Below are 13,201 nucleotides of genomic sequence, written 5' to 3'. Positions count from 1 at the left end.
GACTGTGTGCTCTATGTGCTCTATGTGCTCTATGTATGCGATGGACTCCATGCAATGAGCGTTTCGTAGCGAAGTAATATGGATATGTAAAAGAGAACTCATTTGTAACCATGTTCGTTTCACTCGTGACATCGATGACAGTTTTATTCGATATGAAGGGATACATCCTGAACATGCTGATGACAAATACATATACAAAAAACGCACCAATAATAACAGGCTCCATCGTTCTAATAACATAATAGAAGGCAGAAATACAGGTTGCAATTGATGGATGTAAACTATGTTATTTTCAAACAGTAGGCTATAGTTATCCTTTTCGCTCATTATAAGTATGTTCATTATAATCACGCTCCATTTAAAATGTAACCCGTTTGATTCGTAACATGACGAGCAGATCAATTTGAATATACCGTCTAGCTTACTACCTACAAAAAAACCGCTATTCCTCAGCCATACGTGCCTAAGCAGCACGATCATGGTGATCTAGAATAACGGTTCTTCCATTATGAATTCATATTTTATGATTGCTTACCGTCTCGCGAGGTGGCTCGTATGCTTGTAACTGACGGAATAAAATTCCTTTTTGACTCATCATCTCGTGTACTTTATCGCTGTCTTTCGGATAACTTCTATCGTAAACGATCTCGATTACACCGCTATTTGCCAGCATATTGGCACATGTCCAACATGGCTCATCGGTCACATACACGGTTGAACCTTCGCGGTCGGCACGGTCGGTAAACAGCAGCAAATTTTGCTCAGCATGAATCGTACGGATACAGCGCTGCTTTTTGACCATCGTTTCGACGCCGTTCACGCGTACAATTTCCACGGACTCTGAAATCATACAGCCTGCTTCCGAGCAGTCCGGTACGCCCATCGGTGCACCATTATAGGCGGTGCCGAGCAGCTTTTTGCCTTGCACAAGCACAGCTCCAACATGCCTGCGCGGGCAGCGGGAACGGGTGGACACCATATGTGCAATGTCCATAAAATAAGTGTCCCAATCTTTGCGCATTTCAACTTCCCCCTTCGTTATTGCACATTACAGCTTTACATACGGCAGCATTTTGGCAAGCATTTTGCTGCCGATTCCCTTTACATGATCCAGCTCATTGATGTGGCGGAACTTGCCATGTGTGCGGCGATAATCGATAATCGCCTGTGCCTTTTTCTCGCCGATGCCAGGCAATCCGGTCAGCTCGTTTACTCCCGCTTCATTGATGCTAATGCGGCTATCGGTGCTGACATGACCGTTTTGACCCGCTGCGGATCGATCTGCGTTCGAGCTTCTGTTGCCATTCTGGGCGCTAATATTGTCAGCGTCTGCGGCATCATCGTTATGATTCATCATAGCATCATTGTCTGCTTTGCCGTTAGTCATCGTTTTGTCGTCAGACTTATCGCTTGCAAGCGAATGGTTCGAATCGATCGCTATGGATGATGCCGTATCTTTCCCAGTTCCTGTTGGTGCATCTGTTATAGCGTTTGTCCCGGTGCCATTATCGTGCTGAACGGCGGTGTCATCCGCGGTAGCACTTGCTCCGGTACGATCGCTACTTGCCTGTTCATCGGCAGTATACGCATTTGCCTGCTTGCTCTGTTGATTGTTCTCCATTTCGGCTGCATTTTCCTGCACGGACAATGCGGCGCGAGCATTCCATGTTTGCCACTGCGCTTCCGGCTCTGGCGCACGCATTAAACCTGCAATGATGCACCAGCTCCCTGCTACCGCTAATAAAACCATCATTCCCCATAACGAACGCTTCATTGTTTTGCCTCCTATGTATTGGAAAATAGTTGCCCTTTTCCATACTAAATGGATATAGCTGGATGCCGGTTGATATCGCTTGTTTAGTCGTATTACGATCGTCCCAATCAACTGCAACTTACCTATACTGCTTGCTAGCAAGCATGCCATAATCCAAATAACGCCCCGACTATCATCGGATAGCCGGAGCGTTACGTGCTGCTTGCACTTTAGATTACTTTTATAAAATTGACGGCTTCTGCTAACGAATTACAGCAATTATGCCTGTTAGTTGGCAACGATATTAACGAGTTTGCCTGGTACAGCGACAATTTTGCGCACGGTTTTGCCTTCGATCGCTTTTTGGACAGCTTCCAGTGACAATGCAAATTGTTCCAGTGCTTGCCCATCCATATCTTTAGCTACATGGACACGCTGCACGATTTTGCCGGTAATCTGAATGACGATTTCAACTTCGGATTCAGTAGTCCATGCTTCATCATAGGTCGGCCACGCTTGATATGTGATACTGCCTTCATGACCGAGACGTGTCCACAGTTCCTCAGCGATATGCGGTGCCAGCGGAGACAGCAATTGCACAAAGTTTTCCATCGCCTGACGCGGCAACTCGTCTACTTTATACGCATCGTTAGTGAAGATCATCAACTGGCTGATCGCGGTGTTAAAGCGCAATGCTTCCATATCTTCGCTTACTTTTTTGATCGTTTTGTGCCATGTGCGTTTAAATGCATCATCGCCACCGTCAGCGACGATTTTCGGATTCAAGCTGCCGTCTTCACTAATAAACAGACGCCATACACGTCCGAGGAAACGGTACATGCCTTCCACGCCATTTTCATTCCACGGCTTGGTCGCTTCCAGTGGTCCCATAAACATTTCGTACAGCCGCAATGTATCTGCACCGTATTCGTTTACGATATCGTCTGGGTTAATCACGTTGCCGCGCGATTTACTCATTTTTTCATTGTTTGTGCCGAGGATCATACCTTGGTTAACGAGCTTGTGGAACGGTTCTTTCGTGTGTACAACACCGATATCGTACAACACTTTGTGCCAGAAACGGGCATACAGCAAGTGAAGTACCGCATGCTCGGCACCGCCGATATACAGATCGACTGGCAGCCAGTAGTCCAGCTTTTCTTTGGAGCACAGTTCCTGATCGTTTTTCGGATCGATATAACGCAGATAATACCAGCAGCTACCTGCCCATTGTGGCATCGTATTCGTTTCACGGCGCGCTTTCATACCGGTTTCTGGATCGATCGTGTTCACCCAGTCGGTAGCGTTTGCCAGTGGCGATTCGCCTGTACCAGAAGGCTTGATTTCGTCCAGATCAGGCAGCAGCAGTGGCAGACTGTCTTCCGACACCGGCTTGATTGTACCGTCTTCCAAATGCAAAATCGGAATCGGCTCGCCCCAATAACGTTGACGGCTAAACAGCCAATCACGCAGACGATAGGTCGTTTTGCCTTCGCCTTTCCCTTGCTGTTCCAACCATTCAATAATAGTCGGAATCGCTTGCTCGGTCGTCATGCCATCCAGCATACCGGAATTAACATGTTTGCCTTCACCTGTATAAGCTTCCTTGGTTACATCGCCACCCTCAACGACTTCAATGATCGGCAGTTCAAACTTTTGCGCGAATTCCCAGTCACGTGTATCGTGCCCTGGTACAGCCATAATCGCACCTGTACCGTAAGCAGCCAGCACATAATCGGCAATCCAGATCGGCAGTTTCGCGCCATTTACCGGATTGATCGCATAGGCACCTGTAAATACGCCTGTTTTGTCTTTATTCAAATCGGTACGTTCCAGATCGCTCTTATGCGAAGCTTTTTCCTGATACGCTTTGATCGCTGCTTGCTGATCCGTAGTTACGATTTGTTCCACCAGTGCATGTTCTGGTGCCAGTACGCAATATGTCGCACCGAACAATGTGTCTGGACGAGTCGTGAACACACGGATGTGCTGGTCACTGCCTTCGATTGCAAAGCTCACTTCTGCACCGGTCGATTTGCCAATCCAGTTGCGCTGCATGTCTTTGATGCTTTCCGCCCAATCCAGTTCTTCCAAATCATCCAGCAGGCGATCGGCATACTCGGTAATTTTCAGCATCCATTGACGCATCGGGCGACGAATGACCGGATGACCGCCACGCTCACTTTTACCGTCGATCACTTCTTCATTTGCCAGTACCGTACCGAGTGCAGGGCACCAGTTGACCGGAATTTCAGCGATATAGGCAAGCCCTTTTTTGTACAATTGCAGGAAAATCCATTGTGTCCATTTGTAATATTCCGGGTCGGTTGTGCTAATCTCACGATCCCAATCGTAGGAGAAACCGAGCGATTTGATTTGACGGCGGAAATTGTTAATGTTTTGTTTAGTAATTTCACGCGGATGACCGCCATTATCGATCGCATATTGCTCGGCAGGCAGACCGAATGCGTCCCAGCCCATCGGATGCAGTACATTAAAGCCTTTCATCCGTTTATAACGGGAAACGATATCGGTTGCTGTGTAACCTTCCGGATGTCCTACGTGCAAACCTGCCCCCGATGGATAAGGAAACATATCCATCACGTAAAATTTCGGTTTGCTCGTCTCATCCTCGGTTTTGAACGTTTTGTGTTGATCCCAGTAGCCTTGCCACTTCGGTTCAATCTCCTGTGGGCGATAACCTTGTGGAATTGTATGATTGTCTGTCATGCTTGTTCCTCCTTCGTAATTGGCACTTGCCTGTAACGCATGCTGTGCGGTATGTGCACTTGTCCGTAAACCACAAAAAAACCTCTCCATCCCCAGCGTAAACAATCGCTAGGGACGAGAGGTTGATCTCGCGGTACCACCCTAGTTAGCAAACGGTATGCTTCACCATTCACTCACTTAGTTGCCTGATAACGGTAGGAAGCCGATGCGGTTAAGATCAGGAACTTCAGGTCATCCTATCCGATGAGCTTGTTTCACAGATCGTTGCCCCATATCTCCAAGGTGAGTTCATTACGGCATCATATCGGCTTACACCACCCGCCGACTCTCTATTGCATGCTTGCCGCCATTACTATTCCTTTTCACTGAGCATTACGTATATCCGAACATCACTTGCCCGGCTGTAACAATATTTTCATTGTAGGAAAGTTAGCCGCTAAAGTCAATAAAACAATCACGCGATTTTGCCGCGCAGATTCGTTTTTGCTTTCAGACGGGCTTCTTCTTCTGGTGTCGTAATAAATCGCGTAATGATCGCGCTCATAAAATACAACACGGCAAATACCCATACAACCCCTTGCGCGCCAATCGAACCGATAAACGCATAGGCAATCGCCGGCGCAATAAATGCGGATAAACCGGCACCTAAATTGACGATCGACATCGCTGGCCCTTTATTTCCGCCCGATACGGATGGTGCCAGTGCAGCGATCGGTACATACCCTGCGAGCAACCCGCCCCACACAAAACCGACAATCGTCGTGATCCACAAATTGCCATTCGTCCATTCCGGTACATAATAAAGTAACAAGGTAAAAATTCCGCAGCCGACACCGCCAAACCACATCACCGTTTGGCGCCAACCAAATTTATCACCGATAATTCCAAACAATAAATTAAAGACGATATTGCCGAGAAAAATCGTGCCCCAAATGTTCAGCCAAGTCGTCGTCGTAATACCATATTGCGCCATATGAAGCGGCAAAAAGACCGGAAATCCATACGAACCGACACTGTTAATAATACGTACAATGCCGCTTAAGCCTACTTTGGGATGCGTTTTGACAATCGTTAAACCTTTGCCCAGCTCACGCAATGTTTCACGCGTATTGCCCGCTTTTTTAGGTAATTGATCCCGATTAAGCAGCAATGCAAACACCGCGCCAATCGCTGCCAATACGACTGCACTCCATAATGTCTGCATATAACCAAGATGGGTAATCGCATAACTGGAATAATAAGCGCCCAATACGAACATACCGCCGGAATAAGCGACCCAGAACCAACCGATGGCGGTACTCAGTCGTTTTTGCGGGCTACGGTAAGTGATCCACGTCAAAAACGAATACGCAAACAGCGGATAACCGAATCCTTTAATCGCGTACGTCAGCAGCATCATCGGATAATTAAGCGTAGACACACCAAAAGCGATAAATGCTGACGTGCCGATAATGTAAAATAAAAAGCCGAGCAACATCGATTTTTTGGCGCCAAATGCTTCCAAAAATACACCGGAAAACCATGAAGCAATCGCTAGTGTTACCCCATAAATCGTAAATAGCAATCCGGCATCCTGTACACTTAAGCCTTGTTCAACTAAATACGGGCTAAGCCACCCCGCCTCCAAACCATCGCCCATCATAAAAATCAACACGCCCAAATAACCCCATGCCAGTGTTTTCGGAATCCCTACGCGATCCAGTATGTTCATCACTTACACTCCTTTTTATGTTTGGTCATTGTGCTTGCTAACATGCTATAATGTACAGTTGCTTATCGTCTGCTGCATATGATTCACTGTTAACTATCCGAGACGGCGATGGCGATAGCTGTTGCTTGTGTTCGCTCAGCGAAAAATTGTTGAGCTTGTCGCCATTGTTCATAATCCTGTGTCAACGCAGCGGAAGATTGCGGCATAAAAGTTGTAACCGACTGCTGTTGTTCTACTTGATCTCGATAACCGAGTGCATGATTGCATATGGCTACCGCACCAGCGATCGATGCCTGTTCATACCCTGGTAATACGTGTATTTCCCGCCCTAACAAATCAGCTAATGTCTGGACGAGCAATTTGCTTTGCAGCCCTCCGCCACATGCACGAATAACCGGATTTCCCAGTGGACTTACCTGTACCAATTGTTCAAATTGTACTTTGATCGAAAAGGCAATTTCATACAATGCCGCTCTCACAAAATGCGCCCGCCGTAAGCTGTCCGCAAGCGGAGCATTGAACAAAAATCCGCCTTGTACCCGTGCATTTTTCTCGGTCGATAAATAGGCGCCTAGCGCAGCGATACACTCACTATCGCCCAACTCACTCATCTCCTGCTCCATGATCGCATAGCTCTCATTTGGATAAAAAATAGCTTTAAGCCGCTGATAATTCAGTCCGGTAATCCCAGGATTCGTCTCGATTAGCCATTGTCCTGGCGTTGTGTGGGCATTGATCCAAGCCGTTTGCGTCGGATCGCGCACAACTTGCGAGCTTACTTTGGCAATCGGTGTAGTCGTACCGGATACGATCACAATATCACCAGGCTGGGCAGCGGTGCTGGCGATCGCAAGCTGTGTGTCTCCGCCGCCTATAACAACCGGAATGTGTTCGCTTAATCCCAACTCGGCTGCACGATCTGCGGTGAGTGTACCGACTACTGTGCCTGACGGTACGAGTGGCGGCAATACCGCGGGATCGATGCCAAAATGCGCACACATTTCGGTAGACCATACGCCTGCGGTGACATCATATAACAACGTTTCACAAGCTTGGGAAGGTTCATACAGCAATTGACCGCTTAACTCATACGTGACCCAATCGCTAATGCTCGTAAAGCGCTGCAATGCTTCATACTGTGCTCTGCGCCGTTCACGCAAACCGACTAATTTCATAACGGAAAATAACGCCGAAGTCGTTCTGCCTGTCACATCATACACATGTGACGAATTGCCGCTAGACTGCTCCCATTCCCGACCGCGATTATCGATATTCGGCAATCCAACATACGCTTGTCCGCCTGTATCGATCAATACGATCCCTTGCCGCTGGCTCGTTGCAGTGATGCCGACAATGTGTACATCCGGTACGCTCGTTAATACAAGTTTGGCAAGCGCTGTAATTTGCGTCCATAACAATTCAGGCGCGAAGCTGCAACTATCGGGATATCGCTCATCTCGTTCATAGGCGATATCATGACGTTCCAACGCCAAAATACGTCCCTCCATGTCCGTTACCGCCACTCTGGCATTGCCTGTGCCGATATCAAAGACGAGATATGCTTGTTGTGTCATCTGTTTGCACCTCCAATATCGCTTTGTTATACAGTGTGCGTACCGTATGATCATGTTCGCCAAACCATTGCTGTAGCGCCTGATTCATAATCGTTACATGATGATCTTCCACTTCATAGCTTGCGCCAGCCAAATGCGGAATAGCGAGCACATTGGGCAATCGTATAAGCTCATAATCTTGCGGCAGCGGTGGCTCTTGCTCAAATACATCAATAATGGCACCACGAATGCGACCTTGTTCCAACAGCTGTACCAAAGCGTGCTGCTGCACAACGGCAGAACGCGCCGTATTGACAAAAATGCTGTCAGGCTTCATCGAGCACAATAAACGTTCATCAATCAAATCTGTCGTCTCCGCCGTCACTGGCAAATGTACGGATACGATATCACTGTCAGCAAAAAGCTGCTCTAACGATAATTTGCGATCACGCGGGTCAGTGCTAGTCACATACGGATCATAATATTGAATATCGCACGGAAAACTGCGCAAAATTCCGGCAGTACGCTGTGCTACCGCACCAAATCCGACCATACCGACTTTTTTGCCTGCTAGCTCATTGCCTTTAAAAGCAAGATATGCCGTCAAACGACCGCTTTTCCATTCCCCCGCTTCCAGCCATTGACTGGATGGAATCACATTACGCAGCAACGTAATCAGACTGCCGACGACCATTTCTGCGACCGCCTGCGCATTGCGTGCCGGTGTATAAAAGACAGGAATGCCGCGCTCGGTCGCCAATTGCACATCTACATTAGAAGGCGTGCCCCGGCATACCCCGATAAATTGCAAAGACGGCACTTCATCCAGTACGCGACCGGTAACATGATCGAGTTCCACAATCAACCCGTCCGCTTCCGTTGCTTGTAACAACTCGATTAATTGCTGCTCTCCATACGCTTGCCCATGATCTTTCCAACAGCGATAAATGACCTCATCAAACTGCTCTGCCAACTGCTTCCGCCCTTGCTCATTGTATGGCGCAGTAATCAAAATTTTCATCAAGTAGCTCCCCTTTCGTACATCCCAAACATTCTAATAAGATGAATATATGCGTCAGATGAACATATGAACACAAACAATGCCGAGTAGTCGTGTTATAACTTTAAAGCAAAGAAGCATTAGCGTATACGAACATGCTGCCTATTTACGTTAGTATTGCTTGCTAAAGTGACTTCATATCGCCATATACGCTCCTATTTCGCTATTCTACGTAAACGACACCTGTGCTGAAATGTACAAATAGTACCGAGATTCAGCAATTCCTTCCCTCTCTTTCCACACTTAAAATATAATGAATCTGCTCTGTTACGGTTGTACAATAATAATGAACACGCTATGATATGTAGCAACGTATGGTTGACTAATTTTGTCGATTCGGCAATAATTTTTCTTAATTCTAATTAAACCAAGTGGCAAAGTCAACATTGAAATCGTAATCTATTTATCCTGATGTAAAATAGATGATTTGGCGAAAGGAGCACTATGTATGTCGACGTATACAGAGCAACTAAACGGTACATTTAAAACCGTTTGCTCACTGGATTGTCCGGATCAGTGCGGTCTGCTCGTTCATAAAGAAAACGGCAAAATTGTCAAAATCGCCGGTGACCCGGAGCATCCGGTCACACGCGGTAACATCTGCAACAAAGTACGTCATATGGCAGAGCGCATCTATGACGACAAACGGCTAACCTATCCGCTTAAACGAATCGGGCCCAAAGGCAGCCGTCAGTTCGAGCGCATTAGTTGGGACGAAGCGATCGAGACGATCACTACGCGCTGGAAAGCGCTAATTGCCGAGCATGGGTCAGAAAGCATACTGCCGTATAGCTTCTATGGCAATATGGGCAATATTAATGCCGAAGGAATGGATCGCCGCTTTTTCCATCGTATGGGCGCAAGCCAGTTGGAGCGTACGATTTGTACGGCGGCAGGCGGAGCGGGATTTAAACATACCGTTGGCGGCAGCATCGGCGCTGACCCAGAGGATACGGTGCATACGAAGCTGTTTATTTTTTGGGGCATTAATGCGGTCAGCACAAATATGCATCAAATTACGCTGGCGCAGCAGGCACGTAAACAAGGCGCCAAGATCGTCGTGATCGATGCGCACAAAAATCAGACTGGACGGCTTGCCGACTGGTTTATTCCGGTACTGCCTGGCACCGATACGGCGCTAGCGCTTGGATTGATGCATATTTTGTTCACTGAGCAACGGGTCGATGAAGCGTTTTTGCAGCAATATACGATCGGACATGAGCAGTTGCGTGAGCATGTGAAAGCCTATGATCCGGCTACGGTGTCCAGCATTACCGGTGTACCGGTCGATGATCTGTACAAGCTCGCCCGTATGTATCATGAAACGACACCAGCGCTCATCCGTATCGGTAACGGTTTGCAGCATCATGATAACGGCGGGATGAACACGCGCTCGATCACCTGCTTGTCCGTATTGACCGGGCAATGGCTCGTTGCTGGCGGCGGTGCGATCCGTTCCAATTCCGCGTATTTGTCGTTTAATAGCGCTGCATTGCAGCGCCCGGATTTGCTGGACAACCGCCAGCCGCGCTCATTTAATATGAATCAGCTTGGACGGGCGTTGGCGCTTACCGAACAGCCGGTTCGCTCGCTGTATGTGTACGGCAGCAATCCAGCAGTCGTCGCGCCCAAAGCGGGGCAAGTACGTGCAGGGCTAGTGCGTGAAGATTTATTTACGGTTGTGCATGATTTGTTTTTGACCGAAACAGCAGCCTATGCCGATATCGTATTACCAGCAACGTCAGCATTTGAAAATCATGACTTTTATACATCGTACTGGCATCTGTATATGCAAATCGCTGAACCTGTCATTGAAGCTTATGGCGAAAGCAAATCGAATACCGAAGTGTTCCGTCTGCTCGCCGCAGCGATGGGCTATGAGGAGCAAGCATTACAAGATAGCGATGAACAACTCATCCGACAAGCAATCGACTATCCGGCGAACCCGGCATTGCAAAATATTAACTATGAAGCGCTGCTGGAACATAAATATATTAAAGCACACCGTCCGTACATTTACCCGGAACGTCTGGCAACACCAAGCGGCAAAGTTGAACTGTATTCCGCTACGCTGGCACAGATGGGTCTGCCGCCACTACCTACGTATGTACCGCTGCTGGAACAGGAAGACGATGGATATGTATACATTCCAGGCCCAGCGCATAACTATTTAAATTCTACCTTTTCCAACAATGCCAAACATGCAGCAATGGAAAAAGCTCCGCGTCTGTTTATGAATACTGCAGATGCACAGCGTGAAGGCATCGCTGACGGTGATTGGGTAATCATTTCCAACAGCAATGGCTGTTGCGAACTGCTCGCTTCGGTCGGTGAAACCGTATTACCCGGTGTCGTCGTCAGCCAAGGATTATGGGCAGATACAAACGACAATAAACCGATCCACCTCGTCAATGCCCTTACCTCGGATCGACTGTCCGACATGGGCGGCGGAGCGACCTTTTTCTCCAGTCGTGTACAGTTGCAAAAGCGCAGCGATATGCACAGCGAAGCAGGGATGGAGACAACCGCAGTACGTTAAATGGTAAAACAAGCGCATCATGCTATACAACAGGCATTGCCCACAATTAAATGAATACCGTATGTCCACCAAATAAAGACAGTACATTAATTGGCATTCATATGAGTTTGCATCTAACATTTAAGCAATGATCACATGATTAAACAAACCAAAAGCAGATATTGTTCTATGAATTGCACTCCAATCATTAGCTAATTGCTAAAGATTAGGGTCACTTCAATAGAACACTATCTGCTTTTTTGTCATACACGATACAGCCTATCGCCTAAAGTAAAATTACAAATAAATATTATACAAGATAATTATTCAAATATCTCATCCAAATGGTGCGAGATGGGAGTCTGTCCGCTTATTCCGTACCGCAGTGGTGGCTGCTTACATCCTACCTCAGTTTGCGTACACATCCCTGTTTAACTCCGTCGACAAACATACTTGATTGCGCCCATGCTCCTTTGCATAATACAGCGCCCGATCCGCTTCCTGAAACATCTGTTTGGGCGCTTGCTGTGGATACACACTCACACCGATCGATACGGTCAATTGCAATTGCTGCCCGCCATCCAGTTTAAAGATATGCTGTTCAATCCGCTGCCGCATCTGTTCTGCCATATTGAGCGCTGCGCGCGATGTGCTCATTGTCAAAATAGCTGCAAACTCCTCGCCACCCTTGCGCGCACAATAGCCACTTTGCCGCACCGTATCGTTTAACAATTCCGCTACCTGCACAAGCACGATATCCCCATTTAAATGCCCGTACTGATCGTTCACATGTTTAAAATGATCGATATCGACGACAAGCAGCGCAAATGAATCATCATTTTCCTGTGCCTGCTGCGTAGTTAGCCGAAACAAACGATCAAATGAACGCGAATTGTACAATTTGGTCAAAAAATCATGATTGGCAGCATCCCGCATTATGACTAAATTGTCATCGGCACGCTGCAAATAACGAATAATATAATAGGCGAACAAACCGGCAAGCACGAAAAAGAACCCAAACAGCGCATGCAGTGCATACGAATGAAACAATGCACCAATGATCGTCACCGATACAATGTATAACAGCAGCGCCCCTATTAGCGTACGTACCCATATCCAAAAAGACACTTGCCGCGCATGGCGCATCATTGTGGCAGCAAGTATATACGTAAACATAATATTGGCAAATCCGATCCAAGCGCTAAACTGAAACGAGCCGAAAAACAGACGATAAATCCCGATCATCGCTGCCGCAATCAGCCCTGCCCAGCCACCGCCATAATAAACGGAAAACAACACAGCCAATTGCCGAAAATCGACCATGAGCGAATTGCCCCCAATATGAATGCCAATCGAAAAATAGGTGATCATCACAATCCCGATCAACCCGCTAAACATTCCGCCAATCACCGGAGCGACCCATCTTGTCTTGCCCAGCTTTTTGTCCGCCAGCTTCAAAATCAAATTGCCAAAAAATAAAGCGGTTGTTAAAAAAGTTAAATTGTTAAACAGTGTTTGTATAATCGTATGCATGCAGTGCCCACCCTATTCATTGTAGTAGAGTGCAATTGAAACTGTATCGTATCGCTACATTTACTATCATTTCACTCCGAACAACCACAAGTATTATGGTATGTATATTCCAATTATATCGGTTAATTATGCCAAAATTAAAGCCTTCCTATGAAAAAAGCTCCCGCAGGAGCTTGAAGTAGTCATACGCTATCATTGTAACCGTCAATGACAGATCATACTCGTTGCACAACGAAATTGCCATCATCGTCACACCTATCGCATCCTAACGAACGATGCGCCTTCTCATTGGCATGTATACAGTTAATACGCCACATTGATTCCGTTTCTGCCCATACAGAGC

General features: G+C 47.1%; 8 protein-coding genes and 1 other annotated feature. Of the genes, 1 reads left to right on the top strand and 7 read right to left on the bottom strand.

From position 1 onward, the window contains the following. Nucleotides 1-514: 514 nt before the first annotated feature. The 6 genes from U1I11_RS06615 to U1I11_RS06590 form a co-directional block, all read right to left on the bottom strand. A complete protein-coding gene (locus U1I11_RS06615; protein ID WP_322904885.1) occupies nucleotides 515-1,021 on the bottom strand; it encodes a deoxycytidylate deaminase in 507 nt (168 codons plus the stop codon). Between the two features lie 27 nt (nucleotides 1,022-1,048). Next, the gene (locus U1I11_RS06610) at nucleotides 1,049-1,774 is read right to left on the bottom strand and encodes a ComEA family DNA-binding protein (protein WP_322904883.1); all 726 of its coding nucleotides are present in this window, start codon (nucleotides 1,772-1,774) and stop codon (nucleotides 1,049-1,051) included. A 267-nt stretch (nucleotides 1,775-2,041) separates the two neighbouring features. Continuing rightward, the gene (leuS, locus tag U1I11_RS06605; protein WP_322904881.1) at nucleotides 2,042-4,483 is read right to left on the bottom strand and encodes a leucine--tRNA ligase; all 2,442 of its coding nucleotides are present in this window, start codon (nucleotides 4,481-4,483) and stop codon (nucleotides 2,042-2,044) included. Nucleotides 4,484-4,590: 107 nt separating this feature from the next. Continuing rightward, nucleotides 4,591-4,858 (bottom strand) — a binding site (T-box leader). 79 nt (nucleotides 4,859-4,937) lie between these two features. Next, nucleotides 4,938-6,188 (bottom strand): MFS transporter, encoded by a 1,251-nt coding sequence (locus U1I11_RS06600; protein WP_322905738.1) that lies wholly within the window; start codon nucleotides 6,186-6,188, stop codon nucleotides 4,938-4,940. A 95-nt stretch (nucleotides 6,189-6,283) separates the two neighbouring features. Further along, complete coding sequence (locus U1I11_RS06595; RefSeq protein WP_322904879.1) at nucleotides 6,284-7,768, bottom strand: FGGY-family carbohydrate kinase; 1,485 nt, start codon at nucleotides 7,766-7,768, stop codon at nucleotides 6,284-6,286. Beyond that, nucleotides 7,740-8,768 carry a 2-hydroxyacid dehydrogenase gene (locus U1I11_RS06590; protein WP_322904877.1) on the bottom strand — a complete coding sequence of 343 codons (1,029 nt, stop codon included), beginning with the start codon at nucleotides 8,766-8,768 and terminating at the stop codon, nucleotides 7,740-7,742. The genes U1I11_RS06595 and U1I11_RS06590 overlap by 29 nt, the downstream gene beginning before the upstream one ends. Before the next feature lie 487 nt (nucleotides 8,769-9,255). On the opposite strand from U1I11_RS06590, the gene U1I11_RS06585 reads away from it, so the two are divergent. Next, complete coding sequence (locus tag U1I11_RS06585; RefSeq protein WP_322904876.1) at nucleotides 9,256-11,346, top strand: molybdopterin-dependent oxidoreductase; 2,091 nt, start codon at nucleotides 9,256-9,258, stop codon at nucleotides 11,344-11,346. A gap of 387 nt (nucleotides 11,347-11,733) precedes the next feature. On the opposite strand, the gene U1I11_RS06580 is transcribed toward U1I11_RS06585, so the two are convergent. Further along, nucleotides 11,734-12,858, bottom strand: a complete 1,125-nt coding sequence (locus U1I11_RS06580) for a GGDEF domain-containing protein (RefSeq protein ID WP_322904874.1) — start codon at nucleotides 12,856-12,858, stop codon at nucleotides 11,734-11,736. Nucleotides 12,859-13,201 lie beyond the last annotated feature (343 nt).

Source organism: Paenibacillus campi (assembly GCF_034659835.1).
In the GTDB taxonomy this organism is placed as follows: domain Bacteria; phylum Bacillota; class Bacilli; order Paenibacillales; family Paenibacillaceae; genus Saccharibacillus; species Saccharibacillus campi.
This window is presented reverse-complemented; position numbering and strand designations above follow the sequence as displayed.